The 24,445-nt window shown below is 70.9% G+C and carries 21 protein-coding genes; 14 read left to right on the forward strand and 7 right to left on the reverse strand.

Features of this window, described 5'->3' with window-relative positions; all coding sequences use genetic code 11:
* Positions 1–63: 63 nt before the first annotated feature.
* Complete coding sequence (locus tag AC3B5L_RS00905) at positions 64–801, reverse strand: SGNH/GDSL hydrolase family protein (protein WP_187662911.1); 738 nt, start codon at positions 799–801, stop codon at positions 64–66.
* Between the two features lie 498 nt (positions 802–1,299).
* Between AC3B5L_RS00905 and AC3B5L_RS00910 the strand changes: the two genes are divergently transcribed.
* From AC3B5L_RS00910 to AC3B5L_RS00950, 9 genes are all read left to right on the forward strand, one after another.
* Entirely contained in the window at positions 1,300–2,862 is a 1,563-nt protein-coding gene (locus tag AC3B5L_RS00910) for a DUF5979 domain-containing protein (RefSeq protein WP_490096078.1), read from the forward strand.
* Positions 2,863–2,981: 119 nt separating this feature from the next.
* Positions 2,982–4,403 (forward strand): sigma-70 family RNA polymerase sigma factor, encoded by a 1,422-nt coding sequence (locus AC3B5L_RS00915; RefSeq protein ID WP_490096079.1) that lies wholly within the window; start codon positions 2,982–2,984, stop codon positions 4,401–4,403.
* 103 nt (positions 4,404–4,506) lie between these two features.
* Entirely contained in the window at positions 4,507–6,603 is a 2,097-nt protein-coding gene (locus AC3B5L_RS00920; protein ID WP_490096080.1) for a DUF11 domain-containing protein, read from the forward strand.
* 110 nt (positions 6,604–6,713) lie between these two features.
* Positions 6,714–7,811, forward strand: a complete 1,098-nt coding sequence (gene wecB / locus AC3B5L_RS00925) for a non-hydrolyzing UDP-N-acetylglucosamine 2-epimerase (RefSeq protein ID WP_490096081.1) — start codon at positions 6,714–6,716, stop codon at positions 7,809–7,811.
* Positions 7,811–8,035: an LPXTG cell wall anchor domain-containing protein gene (locus tag AC3B5L_RS00930; protein WP_490096082.1), complete on the forward strand. Its 225-nt coding sequence runs from the start codon at positions 7,811–7,813 to the stop codon at positions 8,033–8,035. The genes wecB and AC3B5L_RS00930 overlap by 1 nt, the downstream gene beginning before the upstream one ends.
* The gene (locus AC3B5L_RS00935; protein WP_490096083.1) at positions 8,035–9,393 is read left to right on the forward strand and encodes an XrtP-associated glycosyltransferase; all 1,359 of its coding nucleotides are present in this window, start codon (positions 8,035–8,037) and stop codon (positions 9,391–9,393) included. Before AC3B5L_RS00930 ends, AC3B5L_RS00935 begins: the two co-directional genes overlap by 1 nt.
* Entirely contained in the window at positions 9,393–9,986 is a 594-nt protein-coding gene (locus tag AC3B5L_RS00940; RefSeq protein WP_187662918.1) for an exosortase/archaeosortase family protein, read from the forward strand. The genes AC3B5L_RS00935 and AC3B5L_RS00940 overlap by 1 nt, the downstream gene beginning before the upstream one ends.
* 76 nt (positions 9,987–10,062) lie before the next feature.
* A complete protein-coding gene (locus tag AC3B5L_RS00945; protein ID WP_187662919.1) occupies positions 10,063–10,734 on the forward strand; it encodes a hypothetical protein in 672 nt (223 codons plus the stop codon).
* Positions 10,735–10,768: 34 nt separating this feature from the next.
* The gene (locus tag AC3B5L_RS00950; RefSeq protein WP_490096084.1) at positions 10,769–12,511 is read left to right on the forward strand and encodes a DUF7927 domain-containing protein; all 1,743 of its coding nucleotides are present in this window, start codon (positions 10,769–10,771) and stop codon (positions 12,509–12,511) included.
* An 89-nt stretch (positions 12,512–12,600) separates the two neighbouring features.
* Here AC3B5L_RS00950 and AC3B5L_RS00955 read toward each other — a convergent pair whose 3' ends face one another.
* On the reverse strand, positions 12,601–13,128 hold the full coding sequence (locus AC3B5L_RS00955; RefSeq protein ID WP_259951761.1) for a cytochrome C5: 528 nt from the start codon (positions 13,126–13,128) through the stop codon (positions 12,601–12,603).
* 153 nt (positions 13,129–13,281) lie between these two features.
* Between AC3B5L_RS00955 and AC3B5L_RS00960 the strand changes: the two genes are divergently transcribed.
* A complete protein-coding gene (locus AC3B5L_RS00960) occupies positions 13,282–13,404 on the forward strand; it encodes a hypothetical protein (protein ID WP_490096085.1) in 123 nt (40 codons plus the stop codon).
* Positions 13,405–13,412: 8 nt separating this feature from the next.
* Positions 13,413–15,461 carry a S8 family peptidase gene (locus AC3B5L_RS00965; protein ID WP_490096086.1) on the forward strand — a complete coding sequence of 683 codons (2,049 nt, stop codon included), beginning with the start codon at positions 13,413–13,415 and terminating at the stop codon, positions 15,459–15,461.
* Between the two features lie 69 nt (positions 15,462–15,530).
* Here AC3B5L_RS00965 and corA read toward each other — a convergent pair whose 3' ends face one another.
* The 5 genes from corA to AC3B5L_RS00990 form a co-directional block, all read right to left on the reverse strand.
* A complete protein-coding gene (gene corA / locus AC3B5L_RS00970; RefSeq protein WP_187662923.1) occupies positions 15,531–16,532 on the reverse strand; it encodes a magnesium/cobalt transporter CorA in 1,002 nt (333 codons plus the stop codon).
* A gap of 290 nt (positions 16,533–16,822) precedes the next feature.
* Positions 16,823–17,617, reverse strand: coding sequence for an SDR family NAD(P)-dependent oxidoreductase (locus AC3B5L_RS00975; protein ID WP_490096087.1), 795 nt, complete (start codon positions 17,615–17,617; stop codon positions 16,823–16,825).
* 306 nt (positions 17,618–17,923) lie between these two features.
* Entirely contained in the window at positions 17,924–18,946 is a 1,023-nt protein-coding gene (locus AC3B5L_RS00980) for a Gfo/Idh/MocA family protein (protein WP_490096088.1), read from the reverse strand.
* On the reverse strand, positions 18,943–19,962 hold the full coding sequence (locus tag AC3B5L_RS00985; protein ID WP_490096089.1) for a Gfo/Idh/MocA family protein: 1,020 nt from the start codon (positions 19,960–19,962) through the stop codon (positions 18,943–18,945). The genes AC3B5L_RS00980 and AC3B5L_RS00985 overlap by 4 nt, the downstream gene beginning before the upstream one ends.
* Entirely contained in the window at positions 19,959–21,128 is a 1,170-nt protein-coding gene (locus AC3B5L_RS00990; RefSeq protein ID WP_268777504.1) for an ROK family transcriptional regulator, read from the reverse strand. Before AC3B5L_RS00990 ends, AC3B5L_RS00985 begins: the two co-directional genes overlap by 4 nt.
* 186 nt (positions 21,129–21,314) lie before the next feature.
* Between AC3B5L_RS00990 and AC3B5L_RS00995 the strand changes: the two genes are divergently transcribed.
* The 3 genes from AC3B5L_RS00995 (at position 21,315) to AC3B5L_RS01005 (ending at position 24,431) form a co-directional block, all read left to right on the forward strand.
* Complete coding sequence (locus AC3B5L_RS00995; RefSeq protein WP_268777503.1) at positions 21,315–22,556, forward strand: ABC transporter substrate-binding protein; 1,242 nt, start codon at positions 21,315–21,317, stop codon at positions 22,554–22,556.
* A gap of 67 nt (positions 22,557–22,623) precedes the next feature.
* Positions 22,624–23,529 carry a carbohydrate ABC transporter permease gene (locus AC3B5L_RS01000; RefSeq protein WP_101847765.1) on the forward strand — a complete coding sequence of 302 codons (906 nt, stop codon included), beginning with the start codon at positions 22,624–22,626 and terminating at the stop codon, positions 23,527–23,529.
* Positions 23,526–24,431 (forward strand): carbohydrate ABC transporter permease, encoded by a 906-nt coding sequence (locus AC3B5L_RS01005; RefSeq protein WP_187662930.1) that lies wholly within the window; start codon positions 23,526–23,528, stop codon positions 24,429–24,431. The genes AC3B5L_RS01000 and AC3B5L_RS01005 overlap by 4 nt, the downstream gene beginning before the upstream one ends.
* Positions 24,432–24,445: the final 14 nt, after the last annotated feature.

A 24,445-nucleotide genomic window follows, 5' to 3' on the forward strand; every position in this document is an offset into this window, starting at 1 on the left:
ACCTAGCGTCGCGCCGTCACCGCCGTCCAGAGCGGTCACCCTGGCCGGGTGAATCCGCGCCTCTCAGCCGAAGACGCGAGCCGTGCCGACCATGCCTTCCAGGAGGGCGGCTGTGCGGGCGCGCGGTCCCTCCGGCGCGATGCCGAGGACGCGGGCGAGCTCCAGGGCGAGAGCGGCGTGTCCGGCGGCGCTGGGGTGGAAGGGGTCGTTCATGAGGCCCCACGGCATCCCGCCACCGCCCAGCTCTGCGAAGTGCGCGTACTGGTCGACGAGGATCACGTCCTCCGCGGACGCGACCCGACGGACGGCCTCGGCGAAGTCGGCGATCCGCGCCCGCTCCGGCGCGTTGCGGACGTCGATGGCGGGCGGCGTCTGGAGCACCGGGATGGCGCCGATTTCGCGCACCCGGCTCACGAAGTCATGCAGGGAGGCGGCGTAGTCGTCCGGCGAGATCACCGGTCGGGGCCCGCCGTCCGAGGCGTCGTTGGTGCCGACCATGAGGGTGACGACATCCGGCTGCCAGCCCGCGACCCGACGCTCCCAGTCGTCGAGGATGTCGACGATCCGGTTGCCGCTGATCGCGGTGTTGAGCACGATGTCGCGGACGCGCTCGAGCTCGCCCCTGATCAGCTCGTGGAGGTGCTCCTGGTAGCTGCGCCCGCCCTGGGTGTGCACCAGGCCGTGGGTGATCGAGTCGCCGGTGATGACCCAGTTCAGCGGTGCCGGGTCGCGGAGCGCGTCGGCGAGGCGGCGGAGGTCGTCGTCGGCGGTGGCAGGGGAGGCGGAGGGGGCGATCGGCACGTTTCCGAGCTTATCCGGCGTAATGCTCAGGGGCCGTTCCCGTCCTGTTTGCCGAGGGGCGAGGCTGGGCATGTGAGCGCGGACGGGATCCGTGGCCCAGGACGTCGTCGAATCCCCAACCCGACGACGTGGAGAAATCGAGTCCCTCGTGCGGCGGGCTGCTCCCCCGGCCCGCCGCACAGCCCCGGTCTCGGGGCGTTCCGTCGGCCCATTCCGGAACGCCGATATACGCGCGGCTGCGAACACCTGCGATGCGCCGCATGAGGGGTACCGTCGTTGGCGGCCTGTGCGAGGGAGGGGAACCTTGCGGGCCGGGGGAGAGCTCCGCGGCATCGCCGCGGGCGGAGAGAGTGCGACGCCGCGCGGCGTGGAGACACGTGCGGCGTGCATCGTCGCGTTCCGCAATCCTGCGGAACGCGCGTAGTACGTCGGGCCCCGCCGTGTCTCATCTTCGACCGTGCCCACGTCGCGTGTGCGCGGCTGTCACCGGAGGAACACATGCTGACCCATTCGCCACCCGTCCGACCCCGCTCGGGACGGAGCCGCATCGCCCGCCGCGTCGCCGCCGTCGCCATGATCGTCGGCGGATTCGTCGGAGCCCTGCTCGTCCCCGTCGCGGCGACCGCGGCCCCGCCGTACACGACCGGCGCGACGGTCGAGTCCCTGGCCTTCACGGAGACGGCCGTCGCCAGCGGCACGAAGGCCGAGCTGACCGGCACCTGGTCCCTGCCGGACAACCCGGTCGCACCTGCCGGCTTCGTCGTCGAGCTCCCCGAGGGCCTCCGTGGGCTGCCGGACACCTTCCCGTTGCTCGACGCGACGGGAGCTGAGGCGGGACGCTGCGTGACGACCGCCGCGCAGCTCGTCTGCGACATCGACAGCGCTTACCTCGAGGAGCACCCCGTCGGTCTCTCCGGAGGCTTCTCCTTCTGGGCGACGGTGACCACCGAGGTGAGCGAGACCACCACGGTCACCTACGACTTCGGTGACGTCACCGCTTCCGTCGATGTGAAGCCGGACCCTTTCATCTGCACGACCGACTGTGACTTCCGAGGCCGCGCGGACTTCAAGAGCGGGGAGTACCAGAACACCTCGGACACCATCGCGTGGGACGTCGCCGTCGGGGCGGGAGCGAAGGGCATGGCCGCGGGTCAGGAAGTCGTCGTCACCGACGTCATCGGCTCCGACCAGGAGCTCCTGCGCGAATCCGCCGCCGGGGAACGCTACCCGTCGCTGTGGGTCGCCACCGGTCTGCAGACCCTCCCCAGCGGTCTCGTCGTCCCGGGGCCGGTCACCGAGGTCGCTGCCGCCGACTACACCGTCTCCGCCGACGGGACCACCGTCACCTTCACCGCCGTCGAGGGCGGCTTCTACAACGTGCACTACCTCTCGCGGGTGACCGACGACGGTGCGGCCGGCACCTACCGCAACGCCGCCGAGATCCGGGTCGGCACCGAGACATCGTCGACGGTCACGTCGGAGGTCACCCGCCACGGCGGCTCGGGGACGGGGAACGGTACGCGCGTCGGGCGCTTCACGGCGCTGAAGACCCTCAGCGGTCCGGCGGCCGCGACCGAGCGGATCCCCGCCGGGACCCGGTACGTGCTGGAGTACACGTACCCGGCGGGGCCGGGCTTCCCGGCGGGCTCGGGGGTGCTCGATCTCGAGGCCGGATCGCCGGTGACGAGCCCGGCGCTGCCTGCCGGCGCGGAGGTCAGGGTCCGCGAGCGGGCGCCGGAGCCCGTGGCCGGCACCGCCTGGGGCACGCCGGTGATCAGCCCGGAGCGGTTCACGGTGGGGGACGAGACCGTCACCGTGAGCGTGCAGAACCCGGTGGCCGTCGTGCCCCCGCCGCCCGTTCCAGCCACGCCGAGCACGCCGGCGACGCCGAGCACGCCGGCCACGCCGAGCACGCCGAGCACGCCGGCGGGCACTCCCGGGGGCTCGCTGGCCACGACCGGCGGGGGGATCGCGACAGCGGGTCTGCTCGCCGGGGTGCTGCTTCTGGGGATGGGAGGCGCGCTGGCGGCCGCGCGACGCGCACGCCGCGGGAACCGCTGATCGCACGCGCCGGGCGGGGTGCGGCCGACATCCGCCGGGCCGTGCCCCGCGTCGGCGTGAGAACGCACGGGTGAGGTCTGTCACCTCACCGACACAGGCCCTCGGGGGAAGGGAACACCATGAGCGACGAACGCAGAGACGAGGAAAGGGAACGCGACGCGGACCTGCTGGACCGGGTCCGCGGGGGTGACGAGCAGGCCTATGCGGAGCTGTGGGAGCGCTACGCACCCGCGGCGGCGGCCGTGGCCCGCAGCTACTGGTGGTCAGCCGATGCCGACGACCTCGTCGCAGAGTCCTTCACCCGCATCTATCAGGCGATCCAGGCCGGGAAGGGGCCGACGGCCGCGTTCAAGCCGTACCTGTTCGCCACGATGCGCAATCTCGCCATCAGCTGGGGCCGCGCCCGTCGCGAGGTGCCCATCGAGTACATCGAGGCGGTGGAGGACCCGAACAGCACGGATGCCGCGGCCGACGCCGATTTCGACGCCTCGCTCGTCTCGCAGGCCATCCTGGCCCTGCCGGAGCGCTGGCAGGATGTGCTGTGGTTCGGCGAGGTCGAGCACCTCTCCATGCACGAGATCGGCAAGCGCCTCGACATCAGCGAGCGCGCGGCCGCGGTCCTCGCCTTCCGTGCCAGGGAGGGGCTCCGGCAGGCCTGGATCACCGCGCACGTCGCGGCCCGCCCGCCGGCCTCCCGGGAGTGTCAGTGGACGATGGGGAAGCTGGGCGCACACGCCCGCCAGCGCCTCACGCCCCGGGACACGGCCCGTGTGCACGCCCACCTCGACGAGTGCGCCGACTGCCGCGCCAAGGCCGAGGAGGCGCGTCACGCCAGCTCGCGCATGCTGTCCGTCCTCTTCCCCGCCGGCATCACGGTGGGGGCCGGTGCGCAGATCTGGCAGTCGCTGACATCTGCCGGACTGTCCGCCAGCGCCGCCCCGCTGCCGCCCGCGATCGCCGCTCCGGTCGCGGGTATCGCTGCGGCGAAGGCCACCATCGGTATCGTGGCCGCGGTCGCCGCGAGGACCCTCGCGGCGACCGTCGCCGCCACGGTGGTCGGGGGCACCGCCGTGGTCGCGGCGCCCGCCGCCACGGAGGTCGTGACGTGGAGCGTACCCACCCCGGCCCCATCCCCGGAGGCGACATCCGCCCCGGCGGCGACGCCGGTCGCGAGCCCTCCGCCGTCGGCCGCGCCGGAGCCGTCCGCTCCGGCAGCGCCGCCGCCGGAGCCGGAGCCGGAACCCGTCCCCGAGGCGAGCGTGCCGAGCGCTCCTGTCCTCATCGACGTGCCAGGACAGGTCTCACGCACCGAGCTGCTGTCCGTGACCGTGGCGTGCGAGGTCGGTGCCGACCTTACGGTGTCCGCCTACGGCGCCACCCTGGCGGCGGGGACGTGCGCGGCGAACGAGCGATGGCAGGCGAGCTTCCGCGTCGACGCCTATCCGGTGCCCGCCGGGACCGCAGTGACCCTGAGTTTCGCGCAGTCCAACATCGCCGGGATCTCCGGCGCGGCGAGCGCGGAGGTGGTCATCGTGGATTGATTTCGGAACCGCGCGTAATCACCCCCGCGGATCGCTGTCCTGTAGGAGTCCGCCATCTCCGGATACCAGCGGATGAAGAGATCGAGATTGGAACCACATCGCCATGAGGAAACGATCGGGCGCCTTCGTGCTCGGATTGCTGCTCGCCCTGGGCGCCGTCGCTGCCGCGGCACCCGCTGACGCCGCGACGGGAGCCGCGACCATCGTCGACGCGAACACCGGCCGGTTCACGCTGCCGGACGGCACGATCGCCACCGCCACACTCGCCGGCGGCTCCCGCATCTTCGGCGGCGAGGGTAAGACGCTGAGCTCCTGGAGCGGCACGGACGCCATGTACGCGGCCGGTGTCTCGGCGAAGGACCTCGCGACGCTCGACGTCCACTCGAACGCGAACTGCGGGACGTCGTCGCGCTGCGGCGAGGGGCAGCTCACGATCACGTTCGATCGCCCGGTCGACGATCCCGCGATCCACATCGCCGAGTTCGGCGCCGGGACCGGCGGTACCGTGCTCGGCGGGATCTCGGTCGCAGACGGCATCCGTTTCGCCTCCGCCGACGGCGGCGCCACCCGTGCGGTCGTCTCCGACGGCGCCACTTTCGTGGACGGAGGCGACGGCTACTCCCGCGGCGACATGAGGATCTCCTGCACCGCGGCCTCGCGCCCCGGCGGCTGCGGAAGCTTCACCGTCCCGGGCACCAAGATCACCCGGATCGTCTTCGATGTCGCCCGCTTCGCCCTCGGCGGCACGCAGACCGCAGCGCTGGACGGCTACGCCCTCGGGGTGACCGCCACCGCCACGCCGGACCCGAAGGTCGCCGGACTCTCGATCGCCAAGGTCGTCGACAAGGCCGCGGCCGCACCGGGCGACGTCCTCGACTACACCATCACCGTCCGGAACACCGGCGAGGCGGAGGCCCGACAGGTGCCCGTGACCGACACGCTCCCTGCCGGACTGCGCGATGCGACGGCCGATCAGGGCGGCGTGGTCGCCGACGGCGCGGTCGCCTGGACGATCGACGCCCTTCCCGCCGGCGGCACGAGCACCCTGCACGTCTCCGGGACCGTCGACCGCGCAGGCGCGGGCACCACCCTCGTCAACCGCGCCGTGGTGGAGAACCCCGCCGGTGTCCCGGCCGAGACGCCGGCGCCCACGTCCTCCACGCCGTGTGCGGACGACGCGAGTGTCGCCTGCGCCTCCACGGTCGTCGCCGCCCTGCCGGCGTTGTCGCTCGCGAAGACCGTCGACAAGCAGGTCGCCGGCCATGACGAAGCGCTGTCGTACACCCTGGTCGTCGGCAACGCCGGGACCGCCCCGGCGACCGATGTCCCCGTGACCGATGTCCTTCCGCCCGCCTTGACCGCGGTCTCTGCCGATCAGGGCGGCGTGGTCGCCGACGGCGCCGTCCACTGGACGCTCCCCGAGGTCCCGGCCGGCGGCGAGGTCGTGCTGCACGTGACCGGCACGACGCCGGGAGGGCTCGACGAGGCCCAGCTCGTGAACCGCGCCACCGTGCAGAACTCCGCCGCTGCGCCGAACGGGACGCCCGCGCCGACGGTGACCACCCCGTGTCCTGACGACCCGCAGCAGGCATGCGCCCTGACCGCGGTGGCCCCGCTCGCCTCGTTGGAGATCGACAAGACCGTGGCGCAGTCCGCCGCGCCGGCCGGGTCCATCCTCGACTACACGATCACCGTGTCGAACGTCGGCCCCGGTGCCGCGACGCAGATCCCCGTCGTCGACGACCTGCCCGACGGTGCGCGGTTCATCGCCGCCTCGACCGGGGGCGTCGCCGTGCAGGACAGGGTGGGCTGGGTGGTGCCGGAGCTCGGCCCCGGGGAGTCGGCCACGATGACCCTCCGCGCGCAGCTGCCGCGGGACGCCGAGGGCACCGTCGTCAACCGCGCCACCGTCGCCTATGACGAGTCGATGATCGCCGGCCTGCGGGCAGCGGCTGTCCAGGCCGGGATCGCCGTTCCGGACGACCTGTCCGGCCTGCCCGCGCTGCCGCCGCTGTCGGCGACGCACGCCTGCGCGGACGACGCGCAGTGGTCGTGCGCGGCGACCGTCGTCCGTGCCCCTGCCGCTGCAGGGCTCGCGCAGACGGGCGGCACGCCGCTCTCCGTCCTCCCCGCGATCGCGCTGCTGGCGGGTGGAGCTCTGCTCCTCATCGTCTCCGCGCGTCGCGCGACCCACCGATAACCACTGATCGCGTCAGCCACGGGGGACCTGCCTCCGGGGGCTGATCGAGGTACCCAGAAATGCACTTCTCACAGTCCACTTCGTCCGTTCCGCTGCCGAAAGGCTCCGTCATGATCGTCTTCGGGACCCGTCCCGAGATCATCAAGCTCGCTCCGCTCGTCCGCGAACTGGGAGATGCCGCCTTCGTCGTCCATACCGGGCAGCACTACGACCCGGGGATGTCCCGGGTGTTCCTCCGGTCCTGCGGGATCGAGCGCGTCGATCTCCAGCTGCATGTCGGCGGTCTCCCGCGCGCGGCGCAGATCGGGCGCGCCGCCGAGCAGATCGCCGAGGCCATCACCCGCTTCGAGCCGCGGTACGTCGTGGTCCAGGGCGACACGAACGCGACGTTCGCCGCCGCTCTCGCCGCGAATGCCGCAGGGGTGCGCCTCGGGCACGTCGAGGCGGGACTGCGGGCGCACGATCGCCGGATGCCCGAGGAGCACAACCGGGTGATGGTCGACCACATCGCCGACGACCTGTTCGCGGCGACGGCGGCGAACCGTGCCAACCTCCTCGCCGAGGGCATCGACGAGGAGCGCATCCGCGTCACCGGCAATCCGGTGGTGGAGGCGGTGCGCGCCCAGCGTGCGGGCGCGGCCGGCGATGCGGACGAGCTCGCGCGGCTCGGATTGACGCCTGCCGGCTTCGTCCTCGCCACCCTGCACCGTCAGGAGAACGTGGACACTCCGGAGAACCTCCTGGCCACCCTCCGCGCGTTCAACGCGATCGCGGCGTCGGGGTGGCCCGTCGTGTTCCCCGTGCACCCGCGCACCAGGGCGATGCTCACCACGTTGGACGCCACGCACCTCCTGGACGCGCTGATCGCCGAGGAACCGCTTCCCTACGAGCGGTTCCTGGCGCTCGCCGCCCACGCCGCTCTGCTGGTCTCCGACTCCGGCGGCATCCAGGAGGAGGCGACGGTGATCGGCCGCCCCGTCCTCGTCGTGCGGGACTCGACCGAGCGCCCCGAGGCGCTGGGCGCCTTCACCCGGCTCGTCACCCCGCAGGAGCTCGCTCCGGCCGCCTCCGCTCTGCTCGGCGCGGTGGAGCCGACCCTCGCCCGACTCGCCACCCTGCCGTCCCCCTTCGGCGACGGGCAGGCCACCGCGCGCATCGCGGCGCACATCCGCAGCACCGTCGCCTCGACCCGCACTGAGGAGTCCTGATGTACAGCAACGCCCTGACCACCCCGCTTGCCACGGTCGGCGCCCTCGCCGTCACAGGTCCGGAATCGATGACCACCTGGGTCATGGCGGCGGGCATCGCGGTCACCGTGGGGGCGGGGCTGCTCCTGCGCACCCGCCTGCTGCGGCGGTCGGCACCGGCTCCCCGCCCGATCCGTCGGTCCGTCGCGCCGGAAGAGGACCCCGCGCCGGAGAGGACACCCTGATGTTCCCGGTGCTCAACGCGTTCACGGTCCTGCTCGGCGTCGCGTTCGTCACGTACGTCCTGTTCATCCTCATCCCCTATCTCCGTTATCCGAAGACCACCCCGGGCGATCCGGCGAGCTTCGAATGGCACTTCTTCATCCCGTGCCGGGACGAGGAGGCGGTGATCGATACGACCGTGTCGCGGGCGCGGCGGGATTTCCCCGGCGCCCACGTCTGGGTGATCGACGACGACAGCGAGGACGCCACGGCGTCGATCGTCACCCGATGGGCCGAGGCCGACGGGCACGTGCATCTCGTTCAGCGCCGTCGCCCCGAGGCGCGGACCGGCAAGGGCGACGCACTCAATGCCGCCCATCATCAGCTCCTGGCTTGGCTCCCCGCAGACGCCGACCACGATCGGATCGTCGTCGTCGTCATCGACGCGGACGGCGAGATGGAGCCCAACGCCCTCGAGATCTGCGCCGCCGACGACATCTTCGGCGACGAGAGCGTGGGGGCAGCGCAGATCGCGGTCTGGATGAAGAACCGCGACGACCCGAAGCCCTACCCGCACGGCGGGCGGTTCGCCAACACGTTCGCGCGGTTCTTGCTGCGGATGCAGGATCTCGAGTTCCGCACCACCATCGCCGCGATGCAGTCGCTCCGGGCGAAGACCGGGACCGTGGGGCTGGGCGGCAACGGCCAGTTCACCCGGCTCTCCGTGCTCGATGCGATCGGCGACACCTTCGGCGAACCGTGGCACGGCGCCCTGCTCGAGGACTACGAGCTGGGCGTCCATGTCGTGCTGGCGGGCTACCAGGTCCGCCACGTCTACGACACGCACGTGAACCAGGAGGCGCTGCCCTCGATCCGCCGTCTGCTCACGCAGCGCACCCGGTGGGCGCAGGGGAACATCCAGTGCGTCAAGTACATCCGCGAAGTGGTGAAGTCGCCGTACGTCGACAACGCCGGGGTCATCGAGACCGTGTACTACCTCGTGCTGCCCTTCCTCCAGATGCTCGGAGGGCTCTCGTTCCTCATCCTGTTCGGCGCCCAGGTCGGGTACTGGGTGCAGCAGCCGGAGCTCTTCCAGGTCGCGCTCGGCGACACCCTCGGCGTCCTCGGGCTGCTGTTCGCCTTCTCCGTCGCCCCGTTCGCCGTCTGGGGGTTCGTCTACAAGATCCGCTGCGAACCCCAGGCGAGCTGGCTGACGGCGCTGGGGTGGGGGCTCGGGGTGTGGCTCTACGTCTATTACATGTACATCTGCATCGCGCGGGCGTTCCTGCGCATCGTCCGGGGCAAGAACGGATGGGCCAAGACACGCCGCAATGCGGAGGCCCACGTCGTCGTCAACGGATCCGTCGCCGTGGAGGCCTGATGACCACCGTCACCGAAACCCTGCCCGCCCTCCGCGCCCGTCGACTGGATCGGGTGTCGCCGCCGAACCGTGCCGCGCGGGTGGTCGTGGCCCTGCTGATGCTCGCCGCGGGCGGAGCGCTCCTGGCGGTCAACACCTCCTTCCGCGCCGTCGAGGCGGTCGTCGCGACGTGGCTGCTCTCGCCGTTCGTCGAGGGCCAGCGCGCGGCGATCGGCGAGCACTATCTCGTCTGGACCCCGACCGGAGACCTGATCGCTCTGCAGATCACGGTCGAGTGCACAGCACTCCTGATCGGGCTCCCGCTCACCGTGGTCGCCGCGGTGATCCTCGCCTTCACCCGCGTGCGGTGGAGCCGGCTGTTCGGCGGGCTCGCAGCCATGTGGGGCATCGTCTTCGCGGTCAACATGCTGCGGCTCGTCCTGATCGGCTGGGCCACCCAGACCTGGGGTCTCGATCCGGGCTACAAGGTGAGCCACGTGTTCGTGGGTTCCCTCGTCGGCGTCCTGGGGTACGTCGTCGGACTCGTCGTGATGCTCCTGATCATCGGCGTCCGTGCCCCGCAGCGCCGGAATACTCGCCGTCCGCGGGCGTAATCGACCCCCGTCCCCACCGTCTCATTCGCGGCGAAGCACTCTGCTCGTCGTGTCCACATCAAGAAAGAGGCTCATCATGAAGAGCATCCTCAAGACCGCGTGCAGCGCCGGTGTCGGCCTGCTGATCGTCGGGGGCTCGCTCCTCGGCGCGCAGGGGGCCATGGCCGCCGACCAGCCCGACTCCACCGACGGCGCATCGAGCGGCGGCATCTCCTCGGTCCGCAGCACGGAAGACGTCGACGGTCAGGCCTCGACCCGCGGCTACCTGGGTCGAGCCACCCAGACGGCCGCGACGGGCGTGACGCCGGGGTCGGAGATCAAGGAGGGCGCGATCGTGCAGCTCGTCAACGACGAGCAGATCGACGGCGTCTACAAGGTGATCCTGCCCGTGCCGGCGCACACGACCTTCGCGTCGGCGACCAGCGGCGGTCAGCTCGTCGGCGGGAACGTCGTCTGGACGTTCAACGTCACGCACGACGGCGGCACCAGCATCGTCACCCCGATGGCGACGTTCACCGTCGACGCCGACTACTGGGGTCCGCAGATCACCAACAGCGCCAAGGTGCTCTACACCGGCGGCGTCTTCACCGACGACCACCGCTTCACCTACAACTACAGCCACACCTTCGCCGAGCGTCCGCCGGTGCCGGTGGCCGATCCTGCCGTCGGACTCGCGGGTGCCGGTGTGATCGCCGTCGGTGCTGCCGGCGCGTTCGCGCTGCGTCGTCGTCCCTCGGCGACCCGGTGACGGGCGCCGGACAGACACGGAGGAACAGAGACCTGTGAAGAAGACATCCTTTCTTCGGGGTGCGCTGACCGTGGGGGTGCTCACCGCTCTGGCGGCGGGCGCCCTCGCGGGTGCCCCCGCCGCCTCGGCGGCCGACGTCAACGGCTGGAGCGGATCGGGAGACACCCGCACCGCGTCGGCCGCCGGAGCGACGGCCCGCATCACCACCACCGACAAGGTGCAGATCAAGAGCTCCGGTGACGTCGTCAATCTCGCCACCGTGCGCGACGGCGGGGAGCTCGGGCTCAACGTGATCGGCCTCAACGAGGGCTACCCCTGCAAGAACGGCATCGAGTGCGTCCGCGGGAACGTCGTGGTCGACTTCGGCCAGCAGGTGACGAACCCGAAGATCACCCTCGCCAACCTCGGCGGTGACGTGTACTCCATCGGCGGCGTCGTGCAGTCCTCGGCGAAGTACACGCTGAAGACCTCCGGGGTGAGCCTCAGCGCCGTGAGCGGCAACCTGGACGTGACGTCGAACACGATCACCTCGACCTCCTTCGCCGCCAAGACCGGCACGGTGCAGGTCAACGGCACCGTCTCGAAGGTGGAGTTCCAGCTCAGCATGCGCTCGAAGGGCGCGTTCCTCGGGCTCGTGCCGACCTGGACGAAGGTGCCGAGCGACCTGCACAGCATCGACATCGACGTGGACACGCCGACGGCGCCCGCGCTGACGGTGGACAAGAACGATCACCGCGACAGCGCCGTGATCGGCGACCAGCTCTCGTACGACATCGTGGTGCGCAACACCGGCACCGCTGCGGCGAGCAACGTCGTCGTCAGCGACGACCTGCCGGCCGGGCTCACCGGTATCACCGCCTCGTACACCGCTGGCACGACCGGTCAGGTGTCGGTCACCGGGCAGCGCGCCCAGGGCACGATCCCATCGCTCGCTCCTGGCGCGTCCTCGACGATCACCGTGAAGGCGACCGTCGGGGCATCCACGCCGATCGGGAACCTGCGCAACAACGCCTGCGCCGTGGGAACCGCCACGAACCAGGCCTGCGACTGGGACGACACCACCATCACCAAGAAGACCACGCCCGTGCTGACGATCAGCAAGGACGACGGTCAGGGTGATGTGAAGCTCGGACAGGACCTGACGTACGACATCGTCGTGCGGAACACCGGCGACGGTGCGGCCACGAACGTCGTGGTCAGCGACCGGCTCCCGGCCGGTCTCGACTTCGTCTCGGGCAGCGGCCCGTCGGGTGTGACGGTGAGCGCCTCCGGGCGCACCGTGACCGCCAACCTCGGCACACTCGAGGCAGGGCAGTCGGTCACGCTGAAGGTGAACGCCAAGGTCAACCAGTCGGCTCCTCCCGGGGCGCTGACCAACCAGGCCTGCGCGGTCGCCGGTAACGCGGCGAACGTCTGCGCGACCGACACCGACACCGTCAAGCGTGAGTTCTTCCAGTACACGTTCAACTCGAACCCGACCGACCCGACGCCGGGCCAGGCCGTGACGTACCGGATGGAGTTCGGCAACAACGGCAACGTCGACTCGGCGAACGCGGAGATCGCATACACGCTGGCGGGCATCCTCGACGATTCCAGCTGGAACCCGTCGAGCGTGACGGCCAACCGCGGCACCGTCACCGTGAGCGGCGACAGCATCGACTGGAAGGGACCCCTCGCCTCGGGTGAGACGGTCGTGATCACCTTCACCGGTGTCTGGAACGGGAACGGCGACGGTTTCGCCTTCCCCAACGTCACCTACTACGGCAGCGCGCGCTAGCCGGAACTCAGGCGAACGCGCGGGTGCAGGCCCATTCCTCTGGGGTGGCCTGTGCTCGCGTGTTCGCCTGTTTCCGCGCGTCGGCGGGGTCAGTCGCGGTCGGCGCGGCTGATGAGGTCCATCAGCTCGTCGAGCGTGTCGACGTCGATGACCTCGGTGCCGTCGGGCTCGCGCACCTCGATGCCGTCGACCTCCAGCTCCTCATCGAGCTGCACGAGGATGCGCGACTCCGGGAACTGCCGGGGGGCGACGAACGCGAGCAGCACGGCGTCCGCGAACACCACGACCGACGTGGCCTCGAGGTCGTCCCGCAGGTCGACCTGCTCGACCACCGGCTCCTCGTCCACCGCATCCTCGATGTCGAGCGCGACCTCCTCGACGATCGCCCGCCACCGCTTCTCGCTCATCGAGAGCACGCGCGCGATGGCCGCCACGAGCTCGTCCGGATCCATGTCCTCCGCGCTCTCGTCGCCGTCGAGCTCGGGGTCCACGTTCACGTTCACGACGGTGCCGGCGGCGTCCAGGCTCGCCCGTCCGTAGACGAGACCGTTCTCGGAGACGGGGTCTTCGAGCAGACCGCTCTCGACGATGCGGGACAGGAGGATTTCGAGCGCCATGCTTCCAGTCTCGCGCATCCTGCCTTCCGCGGCCCCTGGTTCTTCCGCGACCTCGGCCCAGGGTCGCGCGTAATCGAACACCCCTTCGCGCCTCTTGTTCACTGGACCATCCCGACTCGACGGCCCAGGGCCGCGTTCGAAAGGCAGGCTGCTGTGATCCGTCCCCTCTCCCGCGGCATCGGCGTGGCGCTCGCCGTCGGTGTCGCTCTCGCCCTCGCGATCCCGTCATCCCCGCTCCCGGCGGCTGCGGAGGTCGCCCCCGACACCCCGCCCTGAACTGGGTCGTGAACACCGCCCCCGGCGGTCCGAGCGAGGAGACGCTGCGTGCGGCCATCGCCGACGCGGGAGGGACGTTCCTGATCTCGTACCCGGAGATCGGGGTCACCGTCGTCCGGGCGCCCGAGGGCGGGTTCGCCGCGCAGCTCCGCGACCTCCCGTGGGTGCAGTCCGTCGGTCCCACCCGCACGTCGACCACGCCCGACCGCCTCCCCGACCCCGCCGAGTCCGCGGCAGGCGTCACGGAGGAACCCGAGGCGATGCCTGCCGAGGGCACCGCGTGGGACACGGTCGCCGTCGGCGCGACGACCCCGGGCGGCGCAGGTGTGGTCGTCGGGGTCGCGGACAACGGCATCGATGCGGGGCACCCCGACCTCGCCGACCGCATCGACCCCGCTCTCTCGGTCGGCTGTGGCATCAACGGCGTCCCGGACACCCGACCGGCGGCGTGGGCTCCGGAAGCGGGACTCTCCGGGGCCCACGGAACCCACGTGGCAGGCAGCATCGCGGGCGCTGCCGACGGCGCCGGCATCCGGGGGATCGCCCCGGACGCGCGCGTCGCGGCCATCAAGGTCGACAACCAGACAGGGCACATCTACCCGGAGGCCAGCATCTGCGCCACGATGTGGGCGGTCCGGCACGACATCCCGGTCGTGAACCACAGCTACTACGTCGACCCCTGGTACGTCTGGTGCGCCGGCGACGAGACGCAGTCCGCCGCGCTCGAAGCCCTTCGGCGCACGTATGCGTACGCGCATGAGCAGGGCGTCGTCAGCGTCGCCGCCGTGGGCAACGAGGCGCAGGACCTCGCCACCATGACCACCGACGTCGTCAGCCCCAATGACGGTGCACCCGAGCCGCGGCCGGTCGACGCCTCCTGCCTGAAGGCCCCGGCCGGGCTGCCCGACGTGATCTCGGTCGCCGCCGCCGACCAGGACGAGACCAGCGGCGCCGTCGTCATGGCCCGATTCTCCAACTACGGAGCGGGCACGGTCACCGTCACCGCGCCCGGCGTCGTCTGGTCTGCGGTGACCCGTCAGGACGACGGCTCGATCTACGCGCTGTTCCCCGGCACCTCCATGGCCTCTCCGCACGTCGCGGGGCTCGCTGCGCGGCTGCTCGCGGCCGACCCGACGCTCACCCCGGACGAGGTCACGCGCCGTATCACGGAAACGGCCGACGGGGTCGCGGACGAAGGGCCGGACCGGATGGGCGCAGGCCTCATGGACGCCGACATCGGCGCCTCCGTCCCCGCTGTCGGCGTCTACTCCCGTGTCGCCCTCACCGGCCAGCCGTTCCGGGTGACGGGCAGCGGGTATCCGCCGCGGAGCCGTGTGGAGCTTCGCGTGGGCACGGCCACCATGCCGGTGCAGACCGACGGGCAGGGACGGTTCGCGACCGTGTTCCCCATCCCGGCGGATGCCCCTGCGGGCGTGAGCACTCTGACCGCCGGCGCGGCCCGTGCGCCCATCGTCATCCGCACTTCTCCGGCTGCGCCGACCATCCTCACCCCGAAGGCCGGAGCCACGGTCGCGGCGACCACCACGACGATCTCGGGTACCGGCGTCCCGGGCTCGCGCGTCCGCGTGCACGTGCGCGACGGGGAGCTCACGCCGTTCCTGCGGTTCGTGACCGTGCGCGACGACGGCACCTGGACGGTGGACGCGCCGCTGACGCAGGGGACCTACGAGGTCGTGGCGAGGACGATCATGGGTACCGACACCTCGGCCACCACCGCGCCGATCCGGTTCTCGGTGCACACGAAGTCGGCGATCGGCTACTCGGTCGAGCTGTCCCCGCAGCCGGGAGCCGCGCAGGACACGCTGATCGTCCTGGACCTCGCCAACGCCGGGGCGGTGGGAGGACGGGCTGTCGTGGACATCGATCTGACGGCGTTCGCGGATGTCGAGGTCCCCGTGCCGCCGGTGGGCGAGGTCGAGCGGACGGCTCGGGGGCTGCGGTGGACCCTCACGCTGGACTCGGCGCAGAAGGCCCAGCTGCAGATCTCCGCGACCTCCGGCGACGACCCGGCGTTCCCCGTGATCGCTGTTCGATGAGACAGGCGGTCACGCCGGTTCAGGCGCTTTCCGGAAGCGATGGCCTGAATCGGCGTGACAGCCTGCGCGTCACAACCACTTCTTGTACTTGAACACCCCGAACAGGCCGACGGCGAAGGCAAGCATCGCCCCGATCGCCATCGGATAGCCGAACGCCCAGTGCAGCTCGGGCATCACGTCGAAGTTCATGCCGTAGACGGTGCCGACGAGCGTGGGTGCGAAGATGATGGCCGCCCACGAGGAGATCTTCTTGATCTCATCGTTCTGGGCCAAACCCGCCTCCGAATGCCGCCGGGCGACGAGGGCCGACTGCACCGTGAGGGCGTTCTCCAGGATCGCCCGGAACGAGTCCACGCGCTCGTTGACGCGGATCGTGTGGTCGAGCACGTCGCGGAGCGAGCGCTGCAGCTCCTCGTCGATCCGGTACTTCTCCGACCCGCGGCGCAGCCACTCCAGCATGCCGCTCAGGGGGTGCACGGCGCGCTGGAAGTTGATGACCTCCCGGGAGAGCTCGTAGATGCGGCGGGAGAGGGCGTCGTCGTCGCTGTCGCCGAAGAGCTGGTCCTCGATCTCGTCGATGTCGTTCTCGAGGCCGGCGACGACGGGCTCGTACTCGTCCACGACCTCGTCGAGGATCGCGTAGAACACCGCCTCCGGTCCCATCGCGAGCAGCTCCGGGTTCGCCTCCATCCGGCGGCGGACCGCGGCGAGGTTCGGCGACTCGGCGTGGCGGATCGTCACCACGAAGTCGGGGCCGATGAACAGGTGCAGCTCCCCGAACTCGATCGACTCCTCCTTGTCGCGGTACCGGGCGGGGCGCAGCACGGCGAAGAGGGTGTCGCCGTAGCGCTCCACCTTCGAGCGCTGATGCCCCGAGAGCGCGTCCTCGACGGCGAGCGGATGCAGATCGAACTCCCTGGCGACCGAGGCGACCTCCTCGGGACTCGGTCGATACAGACCGATCCACGCGATCCCGCCGGCGGCATCCAGCATCCGGTAGGTCTCGTCCAGGTTCTTCGGGGTCTCCACGCGACGTCCGTGGACGTACACGCCGTTGTCGATGAGCGCCATGATGCGGCTCCGTTCTCGCGGGTGCACGCAGACCAGGGTCTGCGTGCGGATTCGTCAGGGGGCGGGAGACGCCGCCGATGACTGCGAGGCGAGAGGCACGGACGCGGAGCGGGAGCTCAACGCGCAGATGCAGGGAAGCGCGACGCAGCGAGGGCGGCGTCGTTACTATCGTCGGACATCGCCATCACCGCCTCTCCGTGCTTCTCCGGGGGCCAGCTTACCCCTCCGTTTCGAATCGCCCGAATGGCCCATTCCGACCGGAGATGCCGCCACGTGCGCGATTCGAAGGATCAGGGGATGATGGCGTCGATGTAACCGCCGTCGACGCGGACCGCGGCGCCCGTCGTCGCCGAGGCGAGCGGGGACGCGAGGTACGCGACCATGTTCGCGATCTCCTCCGGCTCGATGAGCCGCTGCAGCAGGGACTGGGGGCGGTGCACGCGCATGAACTCACGCTGCGCCTCCTCCCACGGCAGCTGCGGATCCACGAGCGAGTACACGAAGTCCTCCACGCCGCCGGTGTGGGTCGGGCCCGCGAGCACCGAGTTCACTGTCACGCCCGTGCCGGCCGCCTCCTTCGCGAAACCCCGGGACACCGCGAGCAGCGCGGTCTTCGACATCCCGTAGTGGATCATCTCGGCGGGGATCACGACCGCGGAGTCGCTGGCGATGTCGAGCACCCGACCCCAGCCGCGCTCGGTCATGCCGGGCAGGGTCGCGCGGATGAGCCGGACGGCGGCGAGCACGTTCACCTCGAAATACCGCCGCCACTCGTCGTCGGAGATGTCGAGCGCGGGGGTCGCTCCGAAGATGCCGAGGTTGTTGACGAGGATGTCCACGTCTCCGGTGGCGGCGAGGACCGCAGCGGCCCCGTCCTCCGTGGTGACGTCGCCCGGCGCTGGGACGAGGTTCCGGTCCGGATCCTCCTCCTGCAGCGTGGCGATGACCGACGACACGGTCTCGGGGTTCCGGCCGTTGACCGCGACCCGCGCTCCCGTGTCGGCGAGGGTCGTGGCGATGGCGAGTCCGATGCCCTGAGTGGAACCCGTGACGAGGGCGGTTCTCCCGGCGAGGTCGATGCGCATGATGTCTCCTTCGTGTCGCTGCGGCCTCCGGTGCAACACCCGCGGTGCCGGATACATGCCCCTCCGCCGGCACCCCGGTCCGGGAGAGGCGGTACTCGACCATGCGCGCACCGTCTCCGTGCGGGACGAGAAGCGCACCCGCGGGTCCCGAGTCAGGTGCGGGACGGGAAACGGGCCGGGGACGAGAGCGGGAGGCGCGGGTTTGATCTCGCACGGGGGACTCGGGGGGGGGTGCGGGATGGGAACCGTGCCGGGGGCGCGTGCGGGAGGGGCGTTTTCGATCCCGCACGTGCGCACGCCCCGGGGCTAGAGGGGGATGGGGGTGCCGGCGCGGGACGCGGACTCCTGGGCGGCCTTCACGATCTCGACGGTGCGGATGCCGACACCGGCGTCGGGCTGAGGCTGACGGCCCCCGCGGACGGCCTGCACGAACTCCTCGAGCAGCAGGGCGTCGAGGTCGGCCCCGACCGGGGTCCAGGTCTCTCCGTGGGCATCGTGCCCGGCCACGCCCTTCGCGAAGGGGCTCACGGTCACGGTCCCGCGCTCTGCCACGACCTCGAGGGTGAGGCCGCCCCAGGTCGCCGAGCTCATCGGCCAGCTCCACGAGCAGTCGATCGTGGCGACCACGCCGCTCGGATACTGGATCGTCACGAGGCCCCCCGTCTCGACCGCGAGGTCGCGCTCCCCGTGCAGGATGCTGTTCGACACCGCGCGGACGGTCTGCGCGCGCTCTCCCAAGAGCTCGTCGAGGAGGTCGGCGCAGTGCACGACGTGGTCGACCAGGGCACCGCCGCCGGCGAGCTCGGGGTCGGTGAACCAGGTCCGGTCCTGCGGCAGCTTGCCGTTGTTGATGCCGGTGACGCCGAGGATCGCCCCGAGGCGTCCGCTGCGCAGCTCGGCGACCGCATCACGCACCGCGGGGGAGAAGCGCACCGGGTACGCCACCATGAGCAGCACGCCCGCCCGGTTGCAGGCGTCGCGCATCGCGATCGCGTCCTCGACGGTCGTCGCGAGCGGCTTCTCGCACAGCACGTGCACGCCGGCCGCGGCGGCCTGCTCGACGAGGGCGCGGTGACGGGAGTTCTCGGCGGCCACCACGACCGCGTCGGGGCCCCACGCGAAGGCGTCCTCGTAGGTCTCGACGTAGGCGACCCCGAGCTCCGCGGCCAGAGCGGCGCCGCGCGGAGCGTCGTCCGGGGCGGAGGCGCCGTCGGGGTCGGCGGCGATCAGCTCGACGTCGGGCATCTGCTGCAGCGCGTGCACGTAGCTGAGGGCGTGCGTGTGCGCGAAGGACAGCACGGCGATCCGCAGCGGGCGGGGAGCGGTCATCGGGTGGCCTCCTCGGCGACGGCGACGGCGGGGGACGAAGCGGGGAGGGCGACCGGGGCTCTTGAGGCGATCGAGGCGTAGGCGGCCTCGGCGACCGCGACCGCCCGGATCCCGTCCTCCGGGGTGACGGCGGCGTCGCGTCCCTCCGCGATCGCGGCCACGAAGTCGGCGATCTCCGCGTAGTACGGGCTCTCCTCCGGTGACATCGGCGGCAGGTAGTCGGTCGCGCCCTCGACGAGCACGGCGTCGGTGCGCAGCGTGTGGTCCTCGGCGCTGTCGTAGCGCAGGCGCCCCTCGGATCCGGCGACCTCGACGCTCGTGCGGAAGGGCATGCCGGGCTGCACCCAGCTCGCGTGCACGTGGCTGATGACCCCGTTGCGATGGGTCAGCACGACGTGCGCCGTGACCGGGGCCGGCACACGGTCGTCGACCGTCGGCGGGTTCTGCACGGCGTAGACGCTGTCGACCGGGCCGGCGAACCACAGCGCCTGATCGATGTCGTGGATCATGAGGTCGCGGATGACGCCGCCCCCGGCGCGCTCCGAGAAGAACCACGGGGCCTGGGGCGCGGCGCCGAGGCGACGGAAGCGCTGCACGGCAGGGGTGCCGATCTGCCCGGCGTCGATGCCGGCCTTGATCCGGGCGTACTCCCCCATGTAGCGCACGACGTGGGCGGGGAACAGCCGCACTCCCGCGGCGGCTGCGGCGGCGGTCACCTCGGCGGCGGCCTCCGCGGTCGCGGCGAGCGGCTTCTCGCAGATCACGTCGAGCTTGCGGGCGATCGCGCGCAGGGCGAAGTCGGCGTGGGTGCTGCTGGGGGTGACGATGTCGACGACGTCGACCTTCTCGAGGAGCGCGTCGACGTCGGCCACGACCTCGAAGCCGTACTCGGCGGCGATCTCCTCGGCGCCCTCCTTCGAGGTGACGAAGCCCTGCACGCCGAGCGCCCGCCAGGCGTCGGCGTGCACGCGGGAGATCCCGCCCGCGCCGATGAGTCCGACCTTCAACGTGCTCACTGCTTCTCCTCGGGGTCGTCGCCGGCCGCGGGGTCGTGCGGCAGGGGGGTGATCGGTGGGGCGGGCATGTCCTCGATGCCGTAGATGTCGCCCGGATGCCGCTGGAACGCGTGCACGACGGCGCCGTGGGCGGCGGCTTCCGCTCCCAGCCGTGCCTCCGCGACGGGCACCTGGAACGGCAGTCCGAGGTGGCCGGGCAGAGCGGCGCGCAGGGGGTCGAGCAGCTGTTCGTGCGCGGCCGAGAGTCCGCCGCCGATCACGACCATGGCGGGGTCGACCGTCATGATCAGGGTCGCGATCCCATGGGCGAGTTCATCGATGAAGCCGTCGAGCTCCTCCTGGGCGGCCTGCTCTCCGGTGCGCGCCAGGGCGAACACCTCGGCGGCCGTCGGGGCGGTGCGCCACGAGATCTGCCCGGTCTCGGTGTTCAGGCCACGGAACGCCAGGCGGCCGATGTCTCCCGCCGCGTTGTGGATGCCGCGTCGGGGACGGCCCCCGAGGATGAGGCCCATGGCGATGCGGTTGCCGACGGACAGGTAGATGACGTCGTCGACGAGCTGCGCGACGCCGAGGTGGTGCTCCGCGACGGCCGCGAGTCGCACGCCGTTGTCGACGGCCACGGGGCAGCCGAACGCCTGACGCAGCTGCGAGCCGATGTCGATGCCGGACCACTCCGGGATGACGACCGAGGTGGTGACCCGTCCGTCGTCGTCGACGATGCCGGGCAGGGAGACGCCGATCGCCCGCAGACCGGTCCGCGGCAGCGAGAGCGGGGCGAGAGTGCCGCGGACGTCGTCGATCACCGCGGCGAGCTTGGCCGGGCCGTCCGGCTGCTCCGCGACGCCGGGGAACGCCCGCTGGGCGATGACCACGCCCGCGAGATCCGCGACGACGACCCGCACGCTCGCGACCCCGATGTCCACGCCCACCACCACACCGGCCGCGGCGTGGAAGGAGTAGCGGCGGGCCGGGCGCCCCGCGCCGCCGCCGTTCTGCGCGGGAGCGTCGACGAGGAGTCCGGAGTCGGAGAGCACCGCCACGGCGTTCTCCACGGAGGTGCGAGAGACCTCGAGCGAGCGGGAGAGGTCGCTGACGGTCGCCGGCCCGGCGTCCCGCAGCCGGAGTGCGGACCGCGCCACGATCGAGAGCGGACTGGTCGCGCCCATCGGGTCCCTCCTTCGTCTCCGCCGTTGGTGCGATCAAATTAGCACACCCGATTCTCAGATCGGGGATTGTTGTTCACGGCCGAGAAACACGGCCGAAACAAGGCTCTGAGAACTTGTGCTTGACGAATTATCCAAAGCCAATGTCATAATGAACCGTACTCAGCACGGTTTACGCAAAGGAGCACCATGCGCGTCAGCAAGATCACCGGCGTCGTCGCGGGAGTCGCGGCCGCCACCCTGTTGGCCGGATGTTCGGCCGGCGGAGGCAACACCGCAGAGGGCGAGCAGGACATCACGGTCTGGCTCTACCCCGTCATCGCCGACGAGGCGATGCACAAGGACTTCTGGGACTCGACCATCGAGGCGTTCGAGAAGGAGAACGAGAACGTCAACGTGAAGTACGAGATCTTCCCGTGGGCGAACCGCGACGAGGCCCTGCAGACGGCGATCGCCGCCGGGAAGGGACCGGACGTCGTCTACCTCATCCCCGACCAGCTCGCGGCGTACCAGAAGTCGATCGCGCCGCTGAACGACCTGCTCAGCGAGGAGCGCCAGGGCGACCTGCTCCCCAACGTCAAGGAGTCGGTCACGCTCGGCGGCGACATCCTCGGCGCCCCGATCCTCACCAGCGCGCAGCCCCTCATCTGCAACGCGGCCGCGTTCGAGGCCGCCGGCGTGACCGAGTACCCGGAGACCTGGGACGACATCGCCGAGATGGCCCCGGCCTTCGTCGACAAGGGCATGTACGCCCTCAACTACCCGGCGTCGGCCGAGAACACCCTCAACCTCACCTACTACCCGCTGCTCTGGCAGGCCGGCGGGGAGGTCTACACCGAGGACGGCGAGGTCGGCTTCGACAGCAAGGCCGGCGAAGAGGCGCTCACCTTCCTGACCGACCTGGCCGAGGAGGGCGCGCTCGACCCGGAGGCACTCACGACCAACGTCCCGCTGGAGCAGACCGCCATCGCCCAGGGCAAGGTCGCCTGCACCTGGAACAACGCCGTGACCGAGGTCGCGCCGTTCTGGGGCGAGGAGAACGTCAAGGTCCTCGCGCCGCTGACCGATGAGGAGTCCGTCGCCTACGGCACCGTCGGCTCGCTGTCCGTGCTCAAGGGCTCGAAGGCCCCCGAGGCCGCAGCCGCGTTCGCCGAGTTCGCGACCGGCGCCGACGTCGTCGAGCCGTACCTCAAGGCCGCCGGCTACTTCTCGGCCCTCAGCACCACCGAGCCGCTGTACGCCGACGACCCGCTCCTCGGCGAGGTCGAGAAGTACGTCCCCGACACCACGGTGGGCGAGCTCGACGCCAGCTCCCGTGCGCTCATGGGCGTGCTCTCGCCGGAGATCCAGGCCGCCCTGCTCGGCCAGAAGTCCCCGGCCGACGCCCTGAAGGACGCCGCGGCCGCCGCAGCCCCGCTGCTGCAGAAGTGACACCCCGGGGGCGTGCGGGTACCCGCCGCACGCCCCCTCTCTCCGCCCCCCACGTGAGGAATCGACAATGACGACGGCCACCACGGCGCCGAAGCCCGCAGGACGGGTCGCCCGGGTGCTCGCCCGACGGGAAGCGCGCGTCGCATTCCTGTTCGTGCTCCCCGCCTTCCTGCTGTTCATCGCCTTCCGCTTCGGCCCGAGCATCGCGGGTGTGGCGCTGAGCTTCTTCGACTACGACATCTCCGGCGAGATCGCCTGGCGCGGCCTCGACCACTTCCAGCGCCTCGTCGCCGACCCGCTGTTCTGGCGGGCGCTGGGGACCACCCTCATCTACACGGTCTTCGCCGTGCCGATCGCGCTCGTGCTGTCGACGATCATGGCCCTCGGCGTGCGCCGCGCCTTCCGCGGCGCCCGGTTCTTCCGCTCGATCTTCTTCCTCCCCGTCATCACCTCGCTCGTGCTGGCCGGCTCGATCTTCGTCTGGATCTTCTCCGCCAACGGTCCGTGGTCCGCCCTGATGACCCCGCTCGGCCTCGGCGGCTCCTGGCTCGGCAGCACCGTGCTCGTGATCCCCGCGATCGTCGTCGTCGGCGTCTGGTCCCGGTTCGGCTACGGGATGATGATCCTCATCGCCGCCCTGCAGGACGTGCCGCGCGAGCTGGAGGAGGCGGCGCTGGTCGACGGCGCGAACGCCTGGCAGCGCTTCCGGTGGATCATCCTCCCGCACCTGCGCCCGACGTTCTTCTTCCTCGCGGTGATCGAGACGACCGCCGCCTTCCAGGTCTTCGACGTCATCTACGTGATGACCCAGGGCGGCCCGGCGAACGCCAGCTACTCGCTCGTCTACATGCTCTACGACCAGGGCTTCCGCTACTTCGACTACGGCTACGCGGCCGCGGTGGGCGTGGCCCTGTTCATCATGACCCTCGTGGTCGCCCTCATCCAGCGCCTCGTGATCGGAAAGCAGAAATGACCGCCCTCCTGCAGCCGCCGACGCAGACGACGCCACCCGCGACGCGTCCCGCCGCGCGCAAGCGCCGCTCGTTCCGCGCGCTCGAGCCGACCGGCTGGGGCATCGCCGTCCGCTGGATCTGGCTGAGTCTCGCCGGCATCCTCAGCTTCTTCCCCTTCTATGCGATGGTCGTGCTGAGCCTGAAGCCGGGCATGGTCGTCGAGCTGCCCGGCTCGCTGATCCCCTGGAACGACATCTCCTTCGAGGCGTACGAGCAGGTGCTCGGCGGACAGAACATCCTCGTCTGGCTCTTCAACACGCTCGTCTACTCGCTCGTGTCGGTCGTGGCGGTGCTGTTCCTCTCCGCGCTCGCCGGCTATGCCTTCGCCAAGAAGCGCTTCCGCGGCAAGGAGGTCATGTTCTGGTCGTTCCTGGCGATGGTCATGGTGCCGTTCCACGTGACGCTGATCCCGACGTTCATCCTCATGGCGAACCTCGGCGGCATCGACACCTACTGGGGCCTCATCCTGCCGACGCTCGCGAACGCGCAGGCCGTGTTTTTGATGCGCCAGTTCATCCAGGGCCTGCCGGACGAGCTGTTCGAGGCCGCCCGCATCGACGGCGCCGGCGAGTTCCGCATCTTCCTGCGGATCGTGCTGCCGCTGTGCAAGCCGATCCTCGCGACGCTCGGGATCTTCGTCTTCCTCTGGCACTGGAACGACTTCCTCTGGCCGCTCATCATCGCCAAGTCCAACTCGATGTTCACGCTCACCGTGGGCATCTCGTCGCTGCAGCAGCAGGATGTGCCGCTCAGCACCATGCTCGCCGGCTCCGTCGTGGCGCTGCTGCCGATCTTCCTCGCGTACCTCATCGCTCAGCGGTACGTGCAGGAGGGCGTCACCGGCACCGGGATCAAGGGCTGAGAAGAAGGGAACCG

The sequence above is a fragment of the Microbacterium sp. C-MGS6 genome, assembly GCF_058140415.1.